Origin of the sequence: Rhodococcus sp. NPDC057014, from assembly GCF_042673295.1 — a bacterium.
Taxonomy (GTDB): Bacteria; Actinomycetota; Actinomycetes; order Mycobacteriales; family Mycobacteriaceae; genus Rhodococcus_F.
Map to the genome: position 1 here is coordinate 38,924 of NZ_JBHUSF010000019.1, position 18,694 is coordinate 57,617.

Sequence of the window (18,694 nt, forward strand, 5' to 3'; positions counted from 1 at the left end):
GGCGAAGCTTGTCACACAGACAATTGGTCCTGCTGCGGCGCGCCCGCTCTACCTGAGGCGATGGTCCCGCGTGTCTCCTGGCCTACTCTTAGGTCCTCTAGGAGGGCCATCCCACGAGGTCGCAGAACCCGTACCCGGCGACGTCGGCGCCGTCATACGATCCGGTGACCTCCAAAGCGCCCGAGTAGAAGAAGAAGCCAGGAGTGTCCTCCACCATTCGTTGGACCACCGTCAGTTCCGCGCGCCTCTCCGGAATGACCAGTCGCCACTCCCGCGGCACTGTGCGTCCTTGCGGTGTGCCAAACGTTCCGCTCGCCCATTTGGCGACAGGCTCGACTGCGGCCAGCACATGTGTTCCATCCGATTGCATGATCGTGGCCCAGGTGTGTCCACCGTCGGCATTCATGCTCGTATCGAAAAGGCTGATCGTCTCCCCTCCCTCCAGACAGATTCCGAACCAACTGAAGGTGGGGATGTCAGCGACGGTGCCGGAGTGCATCCACTGACGGTCGTACCAACCATGCCCTGTGACGCTCATAGCTTGGCCGCCCAGGCGGATTGTGCCCGTGGCCTCCAAGCCAGCTATCGAGTACTGAGTGGTGACGTGGGCTCCCAGTTTGTACTGTCCAGCTCCAGCGTTGAAGAGGACCGGTCTGGTGGGGTTGAGTACGAGATCGAAGCTGTTCCCGTCATCCAGCTCCGCGTGGACTTCGTATCCAGTTGAGAAGGAGCCTGAGAAGCGTCCAGCCTTCGTCGTAGTTTCAAGGTGGTCGGTCGTCAATGTCGACTCGCCGCGCGCGGCGGTCACGCGAAGGCTGTTCCCCGTCTCTTCGTCGAGATCGGCGATGGTTGCTACGACAATGACTTCACCACTCTCAAGGTGTTGGAGTGTCAGGTGAGCAGCGAGTCGGCGTTCACCCGAGGTGAGGATGGTCGTGATCCACCAGATCTCCCAGGGAACGCCTTCATGGGCTGCCTCGTCGCGAGGCCAGTCTACGAGCGTGGGGAGCAGAGCAGGGTTGAGTTCCATTCTCAAGTTTCCTTTCTTGCGGAGGGAAGGTCGCCAGGGTGTGCATGCGCTGCAACCGCCCCGGGGTCCCTCATCTGATCTCGTTGCAGTTAGTGGCCCACTGCTCGCTGAGCATCTCGCGCCGCATTGCAGCGCGCCTAGACCTAGAGAGTGGGGATGTTCTCGTAGTACGGAACCGCGATTTCTCCATCTCCAGCCGGGCCGAACAAGGCCGCGATAGCGGCCGGAACAACCTCGGACGAGGTTGAAACGTTGATGCAGGACGGACGCCCAGAAGCAAACGCGCGCTTCAACGCCGGTTCGATGTCCTCGAGACGGTCCACATTTTCAGCATGACAGCCAAAACCCTGTGCGGCGTCAGCGTATGCGACTCCGGGAATTCGAGTGATGCAACTGTAATCTTCCCCGTAGAAACCTTGCTGACCATGTAGTGAAACTCCCCAGATGTCATTGTTCAGAATTACCGTGACAACTGGGAGGTTATGCCGCCGAAGGGTATCGAACTCTTGAATATGGAATCCCATTGCCCCGTCACCGAGGATGTGCACGATCGGCCTGTTGGGCATGATGGTGGCGGCTCCGAGCGCCATCCCCATTCCGGTTCCGAGCCCGGCGAATTGCCCGGAGGCGAGCACTCCTCCAGGAGTTGTCGTACGAACCACGCTGCTGGTGAAGATCAGAGCTTCGGCGCCGTCCAGCACGTAGACCGCGTCAGCCGGGGAATGCTTGATCACCTCCTGAGCCGCGTGGAAGGGGTGAATTCCGTTGTTCGCAACTTCGGCGGTGAGCATCGTGTCCCGGGAGGTCGGCACCTGCGTAAGTGAATCTCGCCACGCCGCATGATGTTCGGGAGTCGACTTCCATGCCTCAGTGATTGCGTCCAGAAACGCTCCGCAGTCCGAACTGACAGCGACCTCCGGCTGCCGAAGAGCACTCAGTTCGAGCGCCTCGGGGTGTACGTGGATCACGCGGCAGTCTGCCGGAAGGAACGCCCCCGACCGTCCGCCCAGTCCACCACCGAGCCGCTGGCCCAACACCAGAGCTGCGTCGGCGGCGCCGGTACCGGTTGCCGAGGCGATCGCCAGGGTGTCCAACAGGTGCGCATACCCCGGTGCCGCTGGGTCGGCCAAGCCGAGTGCCTGCATGTCTGACACAGCGGGGATTCCCGTGGCTGCCAGGAAACTGGCTACCTGGTCGGGTGTTGCCTGGTACCGGGCGACATCTCCCAGGATGAGGACGGGTTTGACGGCGGATTCCAGGATGTCCACCACTTCACGTATCACCTCAGTATTCGGGACGCTTGGCGCGACCCGAACCGGGCGACGGCCGCCCGCCTGACGTGGACAGGGGCGTACGAGTACGTCGAGCGGTAGCTCTACGACGACGGGTCCGGGCCGTCCGGAGAGAGCTACTGTGATCGCTGTTGCGATCTGGTCGTCGATACGGGCGGGATCGGTGACCTGGACAACATGCTTGGCGATAGGGCGCGCCATCGCCAGCTGGTCGAAGCCTCCCTGCATGAGGTTCAGGCCGGCTTCTCGAAGCGGAGCTGCGCCAACCAGATACAGGACCGGAGTGCCATCGAGGAAAGCGTTGGCCATCGAGGTCAGGACATTCGTGAAGCCCGGGCCTGCTGTCACGACGCAGGCCCCGATGCCGCCCGACAGACGCGCCCATGCCTCTGCGGCATGACCGGCGGAAGCTTCGTGGCGTACATCCACAATCTTGATCTCATGCTCGAGGCAGGCGTGGTAGATCGGGTCGAGGTGCCCCCCGTGCAGCGTGAACAAGGTGGTGATGTTCGCCGCCGACAACGCGCGGACCACCGATGTGGCTCCGTCAATGGTCTCGGTCATTGTTTTGTTCTCCTAATTGTGTTCAGAGCCAGCGAAGCGGGGAGCTTAGAGGCCGCACAAAGACCCGCGCCCACAGCGCAGCTCGCTGAAGTGACGGGGACTATGCGTGCGGCAAGTGCCTCCCCGGCCGCCCAGAAAAAAAGGGGGGGGGGGTTACACCAGCATGAAGCCGGCATCGACCGGGAGGGTTACGCCCGTGATGTAACGGGCCTCGTCCGAGGCGAGGAAGAGTAGGGCATTGCTGACGTCGACTGGATCGATCCACGGTACTGGCATCGCGTTGAGCGTCGAGAATACCTCTGCCAGTTGCTCTCTCGTCGGCTTCTCGACGTCGGGCAGAAAGAGCTCGGCTGCCCGGTCATTCATGATCAGCGGCGTGGGGACAGTGGTCGGGTGCAGCGTGTTGACTCGAATGTTGTCTCTCGCAAGCTCAGATGCCAAGCTGCGCATCAGGCCGACCACGCCGTGCTTCGCCACGGTGTAGGTGCCGAGGTTGGGGAGGCCCTTCAAACCAGCCATAGAGCTGGTCAGCACCATCGCGCCGCCACGACCGCCGGCCAGGATGTGAGGTACCGCCACTTTGGTGGTGTGCCACACGCCCGTGAGGTCGACGTCCAGCACCAGCTTCCACTCATCCTCGGTGAATTCGTGGTTGCGGGCGACTGGCGTCCCGATTCCGGCGTTGGCCGCTACAATGTCCAGACGACCGAGTTGGGCCACCGCACCGTCAATCTCTTCGGTGAGCTTGGGCAGATTCCGCACGTCTACGTCCAACGAAACAACCCTGCGTCCAAGCTTCTCGACAGACTCGACGGTTTCAGCCAACTCTTCGGCGGTTGCCGTCCGATAGGGGAGACCCTCGATGTTCTCCGAGATGTCGACCGCGATGATATCGGCGCCCTCCTCTGCAAGCCGAATCGCATGGCTGCGTCCCTGCCCTCGCGCCGCACCGGTAACCACCGCAACTTTGCCTTCAACCCGGCCTGTCATAGCAACTCCTTGTCGAACATGGATCGCAAACGGGCGCCGACATCTGCGGCTGCCACGGTGCGCTCAGACACTCGCACTCCTCATGGTGTGCTGCGTCACACAATACGATCGGCTAGACATGATGTCAATTGCACTAGGCATACCGTCTTGTGAGAGTTCATCTCGGTACCGCGGGCGTAAGCGAGGCCGGTGGTAGCCCGGGCGTGACGGCTTCCAGCAGACAGGCTGCTCACCGTGGACGAGGAATGTTGGAGATGGTCGCTACACGACGCAAAGTTCCGTTAGACTCGAAGTCGGGCGGCTGGCGCTACGCCGGTCACGCACGCATATCCAGCTGGCCTACAGACACACTTATATGTCAGTGTCGCGCTGGGTGTTTCAGCGGTCAGTGCCTCCGCGGATTCGGCGGGGCGAGCCGGTCCTACTCTCTGGGGTGTGAAATAGCCGTTTACGAGTTCCTCGCTCTTTTGAGAGACTCGATGCGTGAGCGCACCCAGCTGAGCAGCTACCATCGCCGCTACCGACCGACCTCGCGTAGCATGCGACATGTCGGACTCGGTATCGGTTCATCGCATCGAGTCGGGCAACCAACAAGAGGCTCGTGGGCCGGGTCGAGGTGAGACGCCAATCTAGGCCTCGGCTCGGTTCACGAGACCTCTACAGGCGTAGTGCAGGCACTACCTCCTCCCCGCTGGATGGCGACGTGTCTCTCGCCCGCGCTTCGCGCCGGGGCTGCCACAACCCGACACGACGATGGATCGGACCGCTTACCCGCGGTTCAAGCGGGTGGTGTCCGCCCAGGAGCCGGCAGAGGCGTTCACGCCGACGCCTGACGAGGTCGCGTGGGCGCGCGAGAAGACGCAGAGCGGATCCTCACTTGCTTGCCCTGGCGGTGAGGCTGAAGGCATATCAGCGGCTTGGGTACTTCCCGAAGCTCGGTGACATCCCGGCCGTGGTCGTCGATACCGTGCGCGGGGTGCTGGACCTGCCCGGCGGTGTGACGCCGAAGACGGACGCGGACCGCACCGCGAAACGGCACCGTCAGTTCGTCCGTGAGTACCTGTGTGTGAGGTACGAGGCGGCGAAGGTGCGGGCGGTCGCCGAACAGGCGATCCGGGCGGCGGCGGCGACCAAGGACAACCCGGCCGACCTGATCAACGTGGCGCTCGAGGAACTGGTCCGGGCCCGCTGCGAACTACCGGGGTACACGACGCTGGATGCGATGGCCGCGACGATCCGCGCGGAGGTCAACGGCGAGTTCTTCGCCCTGGTGTCGGGGCGCCCGGCGTGGGACGAGCGGGCCCGGCCGGACCGGCTGCTGGTGGTGGACCCGGCGACGCGGCGCAGCGAGTTCGACCGGATCAAGACCCCGGCGCGGGCGGCGACGCTGGGCAAGTTCAAGGCGCGCCTGGCGCATGTGCAGGCCCTGGACGCGATCGGGCCGACCGAGTCGTGGCTCGACGGTGTTCCGCCGGGCAAGGTCGCCCACTTCGCCGGTGAGGCGCGAGTCGCGGGCGTCGATGACATGCGCAAGACTGGCGAGGCCAAGCGGGTGACGTTGCTGGTCGCCCTGGTGCATCAGCAGCGGGTGGAGGCCCGCGACGAGGTGGTGACCGTGTTCTGCAAGCGCATGGCCGTCTTGCACAATAGGGGCCGCGAGCGTCTGGAGGAGCTGCGCGAGGCGCACCGCTCGGAGACGGAGCGGCTGATCGGCGTGCTCGGCGATGTTCTGGCCGGCGCCCGCGAGGCGACCACCCCACCCGAGCCGGACTCCGGCGACGGCCCGCCGCCTGTAGCGGGCGCTGGTGCGGAGGTCGACGTCGCCGAGCGAGCCGAGCGGCTGCTGCTCAAGACGCTCGAGTCCGCCGGCGGGCTGGAGCAGCTGTCCGCGGCGCAGGAGGCGGTGTCGGCGTATCACGGCAACAACTACCTGCCGCTGTTGAACGGGTTCTACCGCTCGCACCGTCCGGCGTTGTTCACGCTGGTCGGCGCACTGGGCCTGGTGCCGACCACGGCGGACCGCAGCGTGCTGGACGCGGTGGAGTTCATCCGCGCCAACCGGCACCGGCGCGGTGATTGGATCGAGGAGAGAACCACCCACGGCCGCGACGGGCAGCGGCACACGGTGACCGTGGACGTCGACGCGTTCGCGAGCGTGATGTGGCGCAAGGTGCTGCGCGAGAAGAACCGCCCGGGGATGCTGTCGCGCCGGCACCTGGAGGTGTGCGTGTTCTCCCACCTGGCCGCCGAGTTGCGGTGGGGCGATGTCGCCGTGGTCGGGTCGGATTCCTACGCCGACCTGGGCGGGCAGCTGATGAGCTGGGATGAGTGCGCGCCACTGGCCGCGCAGTTCTGCGAACAGGCCGGCATCCCGGCCGAGGCCGAGGCTCTGGTCGCGTTCTACCGCCGCCAGCTCACTGGCACCGCGGCCGCGGTCGACGGGGGCTACCCGGCGAACACCGATCTGGTCCTCGGGGACGGCAGCCGACGCTCAAGCGCCGTAAGGGAGCTGACCGGCGCGCCCGTCCGCGTTGGCGCTGGAGCAGGCGGTGCACCAGCGCAGTCTGCTCGACATCCTCACCCGCGCCGCCTATTTGACCGGATGGCCGCGACATCTGGGGCCGGCGTCCGGGTCGGACCCGAAGATCCGCGGCGACGTTCTGGGCCGGTACGTGCTCACCGCCTACGCGTACGGCGCGAACCTCGGCGCGACGGAAGTGGCCCGGCACATGCGCGGCGCGGTGTCACAATTGCGCCAGCACAGGGAACAAGGCTACCGCGGAGACGATGATCCCTGAGGTGCCGACGACAATCCCCAGCATGGCCCGCATCGATGCGGCCTCGTCGTCGGCGATCGCAGGCCGCGACGCGGCGCCGGCACCGCAAACCACCGCGGCCACTCCCAGAATGAAGCCCAGCCCGACCACCCAGAACGACGCGATGGACAAGGCCCCCAGCGCTATCGACACGGCTGGCAACCGCGAACCATACGGCTTCGTTATCGCGTTGCTGGCGACGGAGGAGCGCAGCCGGTGACGCGAGCTGCGGGGGACGGCGGCGGTCATGATTTTTCCTTAGTGGGTTCACAATCGGTTCGGCGGGCACTGGTCGGTGTCACAGGGGTGAAAGCGTTTTCGGAAGTGCCCAAAGAAGACTCGAGCTACGGTCTCGAGGTCGCTCACACCTGCTCGAAGTTCCCGGCGTACGTGCGGTTTCGACACCGGAGAATCGCTCTCTCGTACGCCGAGGTGGCGGACACAACGTCGACGGGTCGACTAATCTCCGATGAGCCGCCATGGCGACCTGGCTCCTCACCACCGTCGCCCCGCTCCTCGTCCTGCCCGATCCCGACACATTCGGTCAACAGCGCACGCGAGTCGATCGCGGAAAGCCGCTGTTCGGTAATGCAGCAAGTACATCGCAACGGACATTTCTCGGTTATCGAAACCCTGAGGTCGCGTGCGACTCCGCCGTATTCGTCCATCAGGTCCGGAAGCGGTGGGCGTCCGGATCGAACACGCCGACTGCGAATTGGTGGGTAACCCAGGCCGACGGACGTCACGAGGCTGGTGCGTCGAGGTTGGACGTCGGTGCCCCGACCCACTCGACAGTGCCATCGGCAAAGGATTGGTGTTTCCAGATCGGTACGCAGACCTTGATCCGATCGACAAACAGCTTGGAGACGGTGAAGGCGTCCGCTCGGTGCGGTGCGGCGACGGACGTCACTAAGGCGAGATCACCCACGCGTAGCGTGCCGACCCGGTGTACCGCAGCGACGGAGAGCCCGAACTGTTGCGCGACACCTCGGCAGCAGTCGTATAGGAATCGTTCAGCGTCGGGATGAGATCGGTACTCGAGGCCGGTCACTATCTGGCCGTTGTCGAGGTTCCTCACAACGCCGGTGAATAACACCGTGGCACCGTTCTCCGGACCTGCAACCGCCGCGTTGACCTCGACCGGATCGATCGGTTCAGTGGTGATGCGGGCGAGTACATCTGGCATGCCGTTTCTCCTCGTCATCCCGGGAACGACGGTTCGGGGCCGGAGGCAACTTCCGCCTGGGTTCCCGATGTGCGCTCTGTCGAGGAGTTTTCGTGCTCGTGGGCAGGGCATTCGTGCACCGGTTCTGTCCCGATGCGGTTGATTTCCGCGGCTGCCTCCTCGACGGCGTCGACGATGCCGACATATCCGGTACATCGGCAGATGTTGCCCGACATTTCTTCGCGGATCCGTTCCCGGCTCGGCTCGACTTCCCGGTGCAGCAGATCAAGCGCGGACATGAGCATTCCCGGGGTGCAGAATCCGCACTGCAGGCCGTGTCGGTCACAGAACGCCCGCTGCAGAGGGTGCAGGGTACCGTCGTCTGCGGGCATCCCTTCGACCGTGGTGACCGACGACCCATCGGCTTGCACGGCGAACATCAGACATGCCCGGACTGGGCCGCCGTCGACCAGGATGGTGCAGGCACCGCAGACGCCGTGCTCGCATCCGAGGTGGGTGCCGGTAAGCCCGAGGTCTTCACGGAGCGCATCTGCGAGGGTCTTGCGGGGCTCGATGTCGATTGAGGCTCGTTCCCCATTGACGGTCAGTTCGATTCGCATCAGTTCACTCCTGCCTTGATTCCAACTGCCTGGGTCAGTGCGCGGAGCGTGAACTCCTCGGTCATCGCGACTCGGTAGTCGGCCGAGGCGTGCAGATCCGTCGCTGCGGTGATCGCTGTCGCGGCGACGCGCGCCGCTTCGGCGATCTTGTCGTCGGTTGTGGGCCCGTCCGCGAGGATCGCTTCCGCCGCCAGTGGTCGGATGGGTACGGCGTCAACTCCGCCGATCGCGATCCGCACAGTTCCGGCCATCTCGGCTACGGCGACGGTCACAAGCCCGAAGTCGCCGTGCCGGCGAGCGAATTCCGCGAAACCCGACCGCTCCGGAATCGGAAAATCGACGGCGGTAACGATCTCGTTCTCGTCCAGGGACGTCTCGAGGGGGCCGACGAAAAGGTCGTCCGCGGATACCGTCCGGCTACCGCCGGGCCCGTGGACGTGCACGAGCGCCCCCAATGCGGTCGCCACGACCGGGAGCTCCGCGGACGGGTCGGCGTGGGCGATGCTGCCGCCGGTGGTGCCCCGGGTGCGGATGGCACTGTGGCCGATCCACTTCGCCGCCTCCGACAGCAGGGGCAGGTGCGTCTGCTCGATCAGCATCGAGTGCCGAACCAGGGCACCTACCCGCACGGTGGTGTCGTCGAGCCTATGGATCGTGTCGAGTCCGGGGACGCGGTTGATGTCGACCAAAATCGACGGACGACCGAGACGCATCGCCAGGACCGGCACGAGGCTCTGTCCCCCGGCCAGGACCTTGCCGTCGCCGCCCGCGGATTCCAAGGTCTTGACGGCCTCGGCGATGCTGGAGGGGCGGCTGTAGTCGAATGGTGCAGCCTTCATGGGTGCATCCTCACTTTCCCACGAATTTCGGCAAACGGTTCTCGGCGCGGGCGAGTCGGCTCTCGGCGAAGTCCGCGCTCGCCCAGCACTGATCGAACTCGGCGTCGAGCCGGTCGTCCCAGCTGTCGGGTTCGGTCAGCGCCTGCACCGCACGCTTGGAATACATCAGCGAGAGCGGGGCGTAGGAGGCGATCTCCTGCGCGAGCGCCCGGGCCTCGTCGACCGTCCCGAGTCTGTCCGCGAGCCCGCGCGCGACCGCAGTCGGTGCGTCGAGCGTGTCGCAGGCGAGCAACACCGCGCGGGCAGTACCGCCTCCGGCCAGTCCGGCCAGTCGCCGGATCGTCCACGGGTCGACGGCAAGCCCATTGCGGGCCGTCGGGATCGCGAACTTTGCACTCGGGGCTACGACACGCAGATCGCATGCGATGGCCAGTTGCGTGCCGGCCCCGATCGCGGGCCCGTTGACCGCGGCGATCACCGGAATCGGTGCCGCGGTGATCGCACGCAGCGCGGTGTAGAGGGCGGTGCGGAACCCGTCGCCGTAGACGCCGCCGAAGTCCGCACCGGCACTGAATGCGCTCCCGGCGCCGGTGATGACCAGTGCCCGCCGCCCCGCCGACACACATCCCTCGACCGCGGCGGTGAGCTCGGTCAGATGCGCCACATCGAGGGCGTTGCGCTTGTCGTGACGATCGAGGGTGATCTCCGCGACGTCACCGTGCTCGGTGAGGGTGATCATCGCAGCGCCTCCCACAGGGTGGCCGGCGTGATTGGGAGGTGATGGATCTCGATGCCGACCGCGTTGTGCACCGCACCGGCGAGGACGGCGTTGGGGCCGAGTGTGCCGCCCTCGCCGACACCGCGGACCCCGAGAGGGTTGTCGGCGGGGACAGAGATGTGTTCGATGATCATCTCCGGCACCTCGTGGCTGGTCGGCATCAGGTAGTCCATCAGCGTTCCGGTCGACAGGTTGCCGGCGTCGTCGTAGATCAGGTGTTCGTACATGGCACCGCCGATGCCCTGCGCGATGGATCCGACGATCTGTCCCTCCACCACCATCGGGTTGATCACCCGGCCGGCGTCCTCGGTGCAGACCCATTTGAGGATTGTCAGGTCGCCGGTCTTGCGGTCGATCTCGATGGTGGCCGCCTGAGCGCCCGCGGCGAAGGCACCGCGGATCGGATCGAAGAATCGGGTGGCTTGCAGGCCGGGTTCAATTCCTTCGGGCAGCTTGTTCGACTCCAGGTAGGCGATCCGTGCCAACTCTGCCAACGTGGCGAGAGGTTTGGTGTCGTCCGGGCCCCAGATTTCGCCGTCGCGGCAGTCGAGTTCGCCCTCATCGATGTCGTGCAAGGCGGCGGCGAGTTTGAGGACCTTGGCTTTGACCGCTTCCCCCGTTCGGTGTGCGGCACCGCCGCCGATGACCGCCTGCCGCGAGGAGAAGGCGCCGAAACCCCACAGGGATTCGTTGGTGTCGCCGATGCGTACGTTGACGTCGTCGTAGCCGACGCCGACGGCGTCGGCGACGATCTGGGCGATGGTCGTCTCCGACCCCTGCCCCTGGGTGGTGACCCCACTGAGCACGGTCACCTTGCCGTCGGGGTCGACGCGCACGGTGCACGCGTCGTGGCCGGTGCGGAACGGCATTCGCGGGCCGGCGGCAGCGGCACGCCCCAGGCCGGTCAGTTCGTTGTAGCAGGCGAACCCGATGCCGATCGGGTTCTCCCCCGTCTCGCGCCGGCGTTGCTGCTCGGCGAGGAATTCGTCGTAGCCGATCGCGTCGACGCACTTGTCCAGACATGCGCCGTACCAACCGGAATCATCGACAAGCCGACTCGGCATGCGGTACGGGATCTCCTCCGGAGTGACTAGGTTCTTGCGCCGGATCTCGAGGTCGGTCATGCCCAACTCGTCGGCGGCCGCGGTCAACAGACATTCCATCGCGAACACCGTCGCGGGCCGGGCCACACCCCGATATGGGCCCGCATAGGAGGTGTTGGTGGTGACACCGCGGGTGACGCAGCGGTAGTTGTCGAGCCGGTAGGGCCCGGACAGCAGACCACCGGCCATCAGCGGTTCGATGCCCGCGGTCCACGGGTAGACCGAGTAGGCGCCGACGTTGCAGGTGACATCCGCGTCGAGCGCGAGCAGGGTGCCGTCCTGCGCGAATCCGGCCTTGACGAGGTACCGATGGTCGCGGGCGTGGGCGGCGGCCTGCAGGTGCTCGGCCCGGTCTTCCACCCATTTGAGCGGGTACCCCCGCATTTCGCGGGCCATCACGCACAACGCGAGATCCTCCGGGTACAGCACGGCCTTGGTGCCGAAACCGCCGCCGACGTCGGGGGCGATGACCCGCACATTGGACTCGGCCAGACCGAGCAGCTCGGCGAGCATGTTCCGCACCAGATGCGGAATCTGTGTACCCGACCAGAAGGTGAGTTTGTCGTCGACCGGATCCCACAATGCCACTCCCGCACGGCATTCCATCGGGTTGCCGGCGTGTCGATTCGTGGTGAGCTCGCGTTCGACGACGACATGCGACCGAGTGAAGGCGTCCTCGACGTCCCCGGCATCGAACTTGCGTTCCAGCAGGACGTTGTCGGGGGCCTCGTCGTGCACCGGGACCTCGGGTGGTTCCCAGGCAATCACCGTCGCGGGCAGCTGGTCGTAGTCGATGTCGATCCGTTCGATCGCGTCTTCGGCGACGTAGCGACTGTCGGCGACGACCGCGGCCACGGCCTCACCGGCGAATCGGGCCTTCTGCCACGCGAGGATGGGTTGCGCGGTCTCGACGTAGGACGGGAGCGCCGACTGTGCGCGCAGCGCGACCGACCGAAACGCGGGCATTCCGCCGGCGAACACGCCGTACACACCGGGGACGTCCTGCGCCGCGGTGACGTCGACGTGCGTGATCGTGGCATGCCCGTAGGGGCTACGGAGGAAGGCGACGTGCCGCATCCGCGGCAGGTCGAGATCGGACACGTATCGGCCGTGGCCGGTGATCAGTCGCGCGTCTTCCTTGCGGCGGACCGACCGGCCGACAGCGCCGGTGACGGGTTCTGCAGCATGCTCGTGTGTCATGGCATCGAGTACCCACCATTGACGGACACGATCTGACCGGTGGTCCAGGACGATTTCGGCGAGGACAGCAGCAGGATTGTCGGGGTGACATCGTCGGGGGTGCCGAAGCGGCGCAGCGGATATGCCGAGAGGATGCGCTTCATCTTCGCGTCGTCGGCGTTACCGGTGTGGGCGTCGAGGCTGCCGGTCTGCACGAGTGCGATGGAGACGGCGTTGGCGCGGATCTTGTGGCGTGCGAGTTCCTTTGCCAGGGACTTTGTCAGTCCCACCGTGGTCGCCCGGGTCGTGGCGGTCACGAGGAGGCGGGATTCACCCACCCGGCCGGAGTCGCCCATCAGGTTGATGATCGAGCCCTCGACGTTGCAGTCGACCATCTGCTTGGCCACGGCCTGGGTGACCCGCAGTGTGCCGGCGACGGTGATCTCGATCTGGGGAGCCCAGTCCTCCTCCGTGGTTTCCAGGAACGGTTTGCTCTGGGTGACAGCGGAGTTGTTGATCAGGATGTCGATCGGTCCGAGTTCGGCTTTGACGGCGTCGACAGCGGCGGTCACGGCGACCCCGTCGGCGAGGTCGGCGCCGACCGCGATGGCGCGCACGCCGAGTGCGGCCGCTTCCTTCGCCGCTTCCTCGGCGCCCTTAGCCGAGGAGTTGTAGTGGAAGGCTACATTGGCGCCCTCGGCCGCATAGGCCATGCCGATTGCGCGGCCGAGGCCTTTGCCGGCTCCGGTGACGAGGACGGTCTTGTCTGCCAGATCGAGGTTCATGGTCAGTTCTCCTTGGTGTAGATCCAGCTGGGCGCACCGTTGGTGGTGGTCAATCGACCGGCCTGCATGCCGGGGAAATGGGCGGCGAGAATGTCGGTATCGGTGTCGGTGAATTCTTCGACGAAGTCGGCACGGACGGTGGCGGCCGCGACGGAGTCGAAGTCGAAGGCGAAATGCCAGTGTGATTCGACGAGTTCGACGGGGGTGTGCGCGAGATCGCCGATCAGAGCGGCGTGCTGTCCCTCGCTGGAGACGATGAAGGTCGTCGATCCCGGGGTGTGGCCGGGGGTGTGCCGGGCGTCGAGTCCGGGGGCGAGGGTCAGATCGCCGGCGAAGAGTTCGAGCCGGCTTTCGAGCGGCTTGAGTTTGCGTACGGCCCCCGGCTCCGCGGCGGGGTTTTCAACGAAATGCTCCCAGTCGAGCTTGTGCACCCGGTACGTTGCGTTCTCGAAGACGACGGCGCCCTTCTTCGTGGCCCACCCGACGTGGTCGAAGTGCAGGTGGGTGAAGACGACATCGGTGATGTCGACCGGATCCAGCCCGTGCGACTTGAGGCTTTCGAGGAACTGGCCGCCGCGATACTTGCCGTTGTCGATCGTCCCGACGCCGGCGTCGACGAGAATGTTGCGATCACCGGTACGGATCAGATACCCGCCGACGGCGAGTTCGAGGTTTCCATCCTCGGTGAGTAGTTCCGGATGGTCGTCCCAGGGATCGCCCGGAATTTCGGGGCGGAACAGGACCTCCCGAGGATCCTCGCGGCCGGCGCCGTCGATGAGGGGGGCGAGAACTATCGAGCCGACATTCATCGGGCCTCCTCGGCGTTGCGGTGCGGGGTGAAGGCATGACCGGCGTCGAGGACAGCTCGATCATGGCGCGCACCGGTGGGAAGGACGAGATTGATCACGAGCGGCAGACCGGCCCCGGCAGCCGGGTAGCCACCGCCGAAACCGGCAGGCGGGAACACCGGTGCGGGTCCGCGGCCCTTCCGGGCGAGGAGCGCGATCAGCGCGATCACCGCGGCCAGCACTCCGGCGCCGGGCAGTGCGTACTTCATCACGGTGCCACCCATACTGCCCATGACATCGAGCGGTTCGACCTCGTCGATCGACTTCAGCCGCTGCGGCGTGCCGGTGTCGCCGGCTTCTGCGCCACCGGCGATCTCGGCTTCGAGGTTCTTGGCGAACTGCCCGAGAATCTTGTTGGACACGTCGGCAATCACTCCGCGACCGAACCCGGCGGCCCGCCCGGAGAGCGCGAGATCGGTGAGCACATGGACGGCGGTTCCGGTTCCCTGTTCCGACAGGGTGGCGGTGATGGTCGCCTTGGCACCGCCCTGGCCACCGACATCCTTACCCTCGGCCTTGATGACTGCGCGGTAGTTGGCCGGGTCCTTTTCGGTGAATCGTCCGGCGCCCTTGTACTGGGCCGAGACCGGGCCGACCTTGATCTTGACGGCGCCCTCGAATTCGTCGCCATCGAGGCTCAGGACCGCAGCGCCCGGCAGGCAGGGGATCACCCGTCCGAGGTCGAGGAGGACATCCCAGGTCTTGGCCACGGGAAGGTCCACCGAGAAGGTGTTGGTAAGTTCCACAAAAACCATCCTAACTAATAATCGTTAGTATTAACGATACGGAGCGCGTCGAACCGTGTCAATCCCGACCGAGAACTCGCATCCGCCGCTGGATCGACTGCATCGGGGGAGGGGGAGTGCTGTTCAAATATCAACAGCTGCAATATATTTGACGAAACAGATTCCATCGCCGCAATATGCGGACCGAAATGACAGGAGACAACGATGAGTGCTGAGGCGATCGAAGTTAGCGAGAGCCCGACGGTGGCAGACTTCACGGTGCGCCGCGCGACCACCACACGATGGTCCGACAACGACATGTACGGTCATCTGAACAATGCCGTGTACTACCAACTCTTCGATGCAGCAATTAACGGCTGGATCATCGAACAGACCGGAGTCGACCCGGTCACCGCCCCGACCCTAGGCGTCGTGGTCGAGTCGGGATGCCGGTACTTCGAGCAACTACATTTCCCCCAGGCCCTGCAAGTAGGTATCCGCGTCGCCAGGCTGGGTCGCACTAGTGTCACCTATGACCTCGCGCTCTTTGCTGCCGAGCTGCCCGAAACCTCCCCGGTTGCCGCGCGGGGCCGATGGGTGCATGTCTATGTAGACCGCGACACCCGGCGCCCTGAGCCGATCCCCGCCGACCTCCGCCAGCTCTTCGAGTCGGCCATCGGATAACCGCGGCGATCCCAGAAAGGTTTCCGTGGCTGCGACGGTGTCCGCAGCCACGGAAACGTTCATTCTAAGCCAGTGTCGTGGTCCTAAGATCTTCGCCACGTATTTGCAGGAGCGTCGTCGATATTCTCGATGGTCGGGCACGCGCCGGCGCGATTCGTATCGCACCGCCAACCCCGACGATCCCTGAGGCCAAGCCAAACTCGATCATGCTCGTCACAGGTCAACGGAAGCTCGATACTACGTGCTGAATCCGCCGCCGGCATCGGCCTTTCAGCGATCATTTCAGGACTGACGCACTATTAGTAGTGCGGCGCGAAATAACTCGACGGTCAGGAGCGCTCAGATTTGAGCACAGTCCACGGATGGTCAATCGGCGGGGATTTGTCGTTGCAGACGGGCCACGGGTGCCCCGCAGCCTCTCGGAGTCGGTGACTGAAAATCGGCGAGCGAATCGCTCACGCTGGACGACCGGATCGACCAATTCGAGAAGGCGGTTGCGACGTTCGGGGGAATGATCTTTCCGTTGGCTCCCGGAGGAGTGCAAGTCGAACATGTCGCTGTCGTATCTAGTTGCATATTGCGTCCTGCCGAGTTTCGGTCGCTCTGACATTGTTAGCAGGTGCCCGGAATCGTTGAATCATTATTCCGTGCCGACGTATTCGGTCACCGAATCGATGCAGTTATTCCCTGGTGACGAGGGTATACGCGCGCTAAGCCGAGTATCTCGCTTTCGGTGCATCTCGATTCAGCAATGACCTGCCATAGTCTGTCGACGAACCGATGTGCTGTCATTCCAAAGTGTACAAGGATTTCCTCCTCTGAAGCGCCGCCGAATGGTGCCCACATGCGGGCGAACCCGATGAGGTGCTCCGCTTCGATGTCAGGATGTGTTCGTTTTCGGTTGGCTTCGATCCGGGCGGCGCGCCGCCTCTCACGTAGTAGGCGATATTCACGGCTGTTCATACGAGTCCGCTCCTCTGATAGTGAATGAGAACCTTCAATTTGTGGTTGCGGGGGAAATTTCTCGCGCTGACTGTCCGTCAGGTTGCTTATTTTTCGCGCCGAGCCCGGTCTCGGAGCGCACCCACAGTTCGGTAAAGCCGTCATCTCGTCGAACGTCGGGCTTATCCCGGATGGTCCCGATCCAGTAGGCCATGAATCCGACGGTGATCGATACCAACACTGTGAAGGTCAGCGGGAAGGGGGCGATGTCGGCAGAGCCATGTCTGAGGACCCAAGGCGATCAGGAGGACGGAGGGGGCCAGCCCAATGCCGATGCCGGTCACGGCGCCGACGGTATTGATGGGTTTCCGGCATGGGCTGAGAGCGAGGGCCGACAAGTCCGCGCTCGCCGCGATAGACAACGCCAACCCGGCGATCAGCGCGACATTGATCCCGGATCCGAGAAGAAGACCCAGAACGATCGCAACTACTCCGACACGGGCGGCTGCGCGCTCGCGTTCGGTCGCACCTTGGCGCTTGACGTTGAACCACAGGGTATGAGGCGGCGCACCCGAAGCCGACCACACCAATCCGGCGACCACGGCGAGAATGGTGGCGAACGCGCTCCCGCCGAACTCTCCCATGAAGTCCAGGGCGGAGGCGATCAGCATGGGGAACGCGACGACCCACAGACCCGCGCCCGGCAAGGTCTTCTGGCGAATCGTGATCGGCGTTCGGGCAGTTCCGCGAAATGCGCTGAGGACGAGATCTTTTGGACGCCCGCTTCGACGGGTAATTCAGGCTACGTCCGATCGTGAAGTGATCCACTCCCATGAACCTCCTCTCCAACTGGCCGCCGAAGTGGCGTTTGTCGCACGGACTAATTAATATACGTTAGTATGCAGCTGTGATCGCGCTCACGTCAAGAAGTAGCACGATCGGGCCGCCGGTGGGTTCGTCGATCTGGTTCGAGGACTGTGAAATGCCGCAACTGTCCGACGCCGGCCGATCCGGGGGAGTGTCAGAGCCGGAGAAAGGTCTCGCCATTCGTGCAATCGGGACTTCCCGCACAGCGTCCTCTTCCGGGGCGTCGCATCGACTGTTATGCTAACTAACACTAATTAGGCTAGGAGATACCGTGCTGCACACCGACGTAATCGTGCCCGTCCCCCAACTGCTGGCCAAGCACGCCGCTGAACGGCCGGATCAGGTGGCGTTCCGCGACTCGACCAAGGCCGTGACGTACGCGGAACTCGACTCCCGGACAGCGCGCATTGCCGGTCACCTCCGCGATCTCGGCTTGGCCGCGGGCGACCGGCTTCTGATGTATCTGGACAACTGCGTCGAAGTGGTGGAGGGATATCTGGTCGCCCCCCGAGCCGACATCGTCACCGTATGCGCTAACCCGGGCGGGACGAGACACGAATTCGACCATATTCTCAGAGATTCCGGCGCCACCGCTGTCCTCACTGACGTGGTACATCTGCCCACTGTTCTCGAGCTCATCGAAGAAGGCGGAGAGGAACTCGCCAGCGCGGAGTTTGTCCTGGTCACCGGAGCAGTCACCGATATCGGGCATTCGGGCAGGGTGAAGGTGATCTTCTATGATGAACTGACCGCGACCACGCCCTTAATCAGCGCCCCCGATTCCACTTCCCTCGATACCTGGTGCTGGATGCTCTACACCTCGGGGACCACCGGGCGGCCGAAAGGGGTGCACCTTACCCAGCGCGGCTGCCTCTGGGTGGTCGGCGCGTGCTGGGTGCCGATCGCCGGGCTGAACGATTCCGACGTGGTGCTCTCTGCTCTCCCGCTATTCCACTCCTACGCCCTCGTGCTGTGCGTACTGGGAGTCGCCGCAACGGGGGCGACCGAGCACCTGCTGCCAAAGTTCTCGCCCACCCAGGTGCTACACGCTCTGGCCGAAGACGGCGTCACGTTCCTACCTGGTGTGCCGACGATGTTCCGGTACTTGATGGACTCGACGAACGACACCCGCCTCGATGCGCCCGTGCTGCGCCTGTGTGTCTCCGCTGGCGCTCTGATGGCAACGGCGCTCAATGAAGCGTTCGAAGAATTCGCCGCCGTTCCGTTGCTGGACGGCTACGGAATCACTGAAACCTCGACGATGGTGACGATGAACTCACCGACCGGCGGCCGCGTTCCTGGCTCGTGCGGTCTGCCACTGCCTGGACTGACCGTCCGGCTTATCGATCCCACAACCGGAAGCGACGTCGCCCCCGGTGATGAGGGAGAACTGTGGGTGCAGGGCCCGAACGTCACGCGGGGTTACCACAACCTTCCGGAGGCGACCACCGAGGTACTGGCCCATGG

General features: G+C 64.6%; 16 protein-coding genes and 1 pseudogene. 4 read left to right on the plus strand and 13 right to left on the minus strand.

What is annotated here, in order from left to right; all coding sequences use genetic code 11:
* Positions 1-97: 97 nt before the first annotated feature.
* From ACFTZB_RS06575 to ACFTZB_RS06585, 3 genes are all read right to left on the minus strand, one after another.
* Positions 98-1,030: a lipocalin-like domain-containing protein gene (locus ACFTZB_RS06575; RefSeq protein WP_378430654.1), complete on the minus strand. Its 933-nt coding sequence runs from the start codon at positions 1,028-1,030 to the stop codon at positions 98-100.
* Positions 1,031-1,173: 143 nt separating this feature from the next.
* The gene (locus ACFTZB_RS06580; protein ID WP_378430655.1) at positions 1,174-2,886 is read right to left on the minus strand and encodes a thiamine pyrophosphate-binding protein; all 1,713 of its coding nucleotides are present in this window, start codon (positions 2,884-2,886) and stop codon (positions 1,174-1,176) included.
* Positions 2,887-3,039: 153 nt separating this feature from the next.
* Entirely contained in the window at positions 3,040-3,876 is an 837-nt protein-coding gene (locus ACFTZB_RS06585; RefSeq protein WP_378430656.1) for a mycofactocin-coupled SDR family oxidoreductase, read from the minus strand.
* Between the two features lie 892 nt (positions 3,877-4,768).
* On the opposite strand from ACFTZB_RS06585, the pseudogene ACFTZB_RS06590 reads away from it, so the two are divergent.
* Both ACFTZB_RS06590 and ACFTZB_RS06595 read left to right on the plus strand, forming a co-directional pair.
* Positions 4,769-5,050 (plus strand): annotated as a pseudogene (locus ACFTZB_RS06590) (DUF4158 domain-containing protein); the annotation flags it as partial.
* A 1,375-nt stretch (positions 5,051-6,425) separates the two neighbouring features.
* Positions 6,426-6,674, plus strand: a complete 249-nt coding sequence (locus tag ACFTZB_RS06595) for a Tn3 family transposase (RefSeq protein WP_276141778.1) — start codon at positions 6,426-6,428, stop codon at positions 6,672-6,674.
* Here ACFTZB_RS06595 and ACFTZB_RS06600 read toward each other — a convergent pair.
* From ACFTZB_RS06600 to ACFTZB_RS06640, 9 genes are all read right to left on the minus strand, one after another.
* Entirely contained in the window at positions 6,621-6,941 is a 321-nt protein-coding gene (locus ACFTZB_RS06600) for a hypothetical protein (protein ID WP_378430657.1), read from the minus strand. The genes ACFTZB_RS06595 and ACFTZB_RS06600 overlap by 54 nt on opposite strands.
* A 493-nt stretch (positions 6,942-7,434) precedes the next feature.
* On the minus strand, positions 7,435-7,878 hold the full coding sequence (locus ACFTZB_RS06605) for a molybdenum cofactor biosynthesis protein MoaE (protein WP_378430669.1): 444 nt from the start codon (positions 7,876-7,878) through the stop codon (positions 7,435-7,437).
* A gap of 14 nt (positions 7,879-7,892) precedes the next feature.
* A complete protein-coding gene (locus ACFTZB_RS06610; RefSeq protein ID WP_378430658.1) occupies positions 7,893-8,477 on the minus strand; it encodes a (2Fe-2S)-binding protein in 585 nt (194 codons plus the stop codon).
* Positions 8,477-9,316: an FAD binding domain-containing protein gene (locus tag ACFTZB_RS06615; protein WP_378430659.1), complete on the minus strand. Its 840-nt coding sequence runs from the start codon at positions 9,314-9,316 to the stop codon at positions 8,477-8,479. Before ACFTZB_RS06615 ends, ACFTZB_RS06610 begins: the two co-directional genes overlap by 1 nt.
* A gap of 10 nt (positions 9,317-9,326) precedes the next feature.
* Complete coding sequence (locus ACFTZB_RS06620) at positions 9,327-10,055, minus strand: enoyl-CoA hydratase (RefSeq protein ID WP_378430660.1); 729 nt, start codon at positions 10,053-10,055, stop codon at positions 9,327-9,329.
* Positions 10,052-12,397, minus strand: a complete 2,346-nt coding sequence (locus ACFTZB_RS06625) for a xanthine dehydrogenase family protein molybdopterin-binding subunit (RefSeq protein WP_378430661.1) — start codon at positions 12,395-12,397, stop codon at positions 10,052-10,054. The genes ACFTZB_RS06620 and ACFTZB_RS06625 overlap by 4 nt, the downstream gene beginning before the upstream one ends.
* Positions 12,394-13,161 (minus strand): SDR family NAD(P)-dependent oxidoreductase, encoded by a 768-nt coding sequence (locus ACFTZB_RS06630; RefSeq protein WP_378430662.1) that lies wholly within the window; start codon positions 13,159-13,161, stop codon positions 12,394-12,396. Before ACFTZB_RS06630 ends, ACFTZB_RS06625 begins: the two co-directional genes overlap by 4 nt.
* 2 nt (positions 13,162-13,163) lie before the next feature.
* Positions 13,164-13,970: an MBL fold metallo-hydrolase gene (locus tag ACFTZB_RS06635; RefSeq protein ID WP_378430663.1), complete on the minus strand. Its 807-nt coding sequence runs from the start codon at positions 13,968-13,970 to the stop codon at positions 13,164-13,166.
* Positions 13,967-14,755, minus strand: coding sequence for an SRPBCC family protein (locus ACFTZB_RS06640; protein ID WP_378430664.1), 789 nt, complete (start codon positions 14,753-14,755; stop codon positions 13,967-13,969). The genes ACFTZB_RS06635 and ACFTZB_RS06640 overlap by 4 nt, the downstream gene beginning before the upstream one ends.
* A gap of 204 nt (positions 14,756-14,959) precedes the next feature.
* Between ACFTZB_RS06640 and ACFTZB_RS06645 the strand changes: the two genes are divergently transcribed.
* Positions 14,960-15,418, plus strand: a complete 459-nt coding sequence (locus ACFTZB_RS06645) for a thioesterase family protein (RefSeq protein WP_276141788.1) — start codon at positions 14,960-14,962, stop codon at positions 15,416-15,418.
* A gap of 1,124 nt (positions 15,419-16,542) precedes the next feature.
* Here the strand turns inward: ACFTZB_RS06645 and ACFTZB_RS06650 are convergent.
* Positions 16,543-17,031 (minus strand): hypothetical protein, encoded by a 489-nt coding sequence (locus tag ACFTZB_RS06650; RefSeq protein ID WP_378430665.1) that lies wholly within the window; start codon positions 17,029-17,031, stop codon positions 16,543-16,545.
* A gap of 467 nt (positions 17,032-17,498) precedes the next feature.
* On the opposite strand from ACFTZB_RS06650, the gene ACFTZB_RS06655 reads away from it, so the two are divergent.
* A partial coding sequence (locus ACFTZB_RS06655) for a class I adenylate-forming enzyme family protein (protein ID WP_378430666.1) occupies positions 17,499-18,694 on the plus strand: 1,196 nt, incomplete at its 3' end.

Bases quoted from the DNA above. Each gene is read 5' to 3' on its own strand.
- ACFTZB_RS06575 (WP_378430654.1), bottom strand. From the start codon at position 1,030: ATGGAACTCAACCCTGCTCTGCTCCCCACGCTCGTAGACTGGCCTCGC.
- ACFTZB_RS06580 (WP_378430655.1), bottom strand. From the start codon at position 2,886: ATGACCGAGACCATTGACGGAGCCACATCGGTGGTCCGCGCGTTGTCG.
- ACFTZB_RS06585 (WP_378430656.1), bottom strand. From the start codon at position 3,876: ATGACAGGCCGGGTTGAAGGCAAAGTTGCGGTGGTTACCGGTGCGGCG.
- ACFTZB_RS06600 (WP_378430657.1), bottom strand. From the start codon at position 6,941: ATGACCGCCGCCGTCCCCCGCAGCTCGCGTCACCGGCTGCGCTCCTCC.
- ACFTZB_RS06605 (WP_378430669.1), bottom strand. From the start codon at position 7,878: ATGCCAGATGTACTCGCCCGCATCACCACTGAACCGATCGATCCGGTC.
- ACFTZB_RS06610 (WP_378430658.1), bottom strand. From the start codon at position 8,477: ATGCGAATCGAACTGACCGTCAATGGGGAACGAGCCTCAATCGACATC.
- ACFTZB_RS06615 (WP_378430659.1), bottom strand. From the start codon at position 9,316: ATGAAGGCTGCACCATTCGACTACAGCCGCCCCTCCAGCATCGCCGAG.
- ACFTZB_RS06620 (WP_378430660.1), bottom strand. From the start codon at position 10,055: ATGATCACCCTCACCGAGCACGGTGACGTCGCGGAGATCACCCTCGAT.
- ACFTZB_RS06625 (WP_378430661.1), bottom strand. From the start codon at position 12,397: ATGACACACGAGCATGCTGCAGAACCCGTCACCGGCGCTGTCGGCCGG.
- ACFTZB_RS06630 (WP_378430662.1), bottom strand. From the start codon at position 13,161: ATGAACCTCGATCTGGCAGACAAGACCGTCCTCGTCACCGGAGCCGGC.
- ACFTZB_RS06635 (WP_378430663.1), bottom strand. From the start codon at position 13,970: ATGAATGTCGGCTCGATAGTTCTCGCCCCCCTCATCGACGGCGCCGGC.
- ACFTZB_RS06645 (WP_276141788.1), top strand. From the start codon at position 14,960: ATGAGTGCTGAGGCGATCGAAGTTAGCGAGAGCCCGACGGTGGCAGAC.
- ACFTZB_RS06650 (WP_378430665.1), bottom strand. From the start codon at position 17,031: ATGCTGATCGCCTCCGCCCTGGACTTCATGGGAGAGTTCGGCGGGAGC.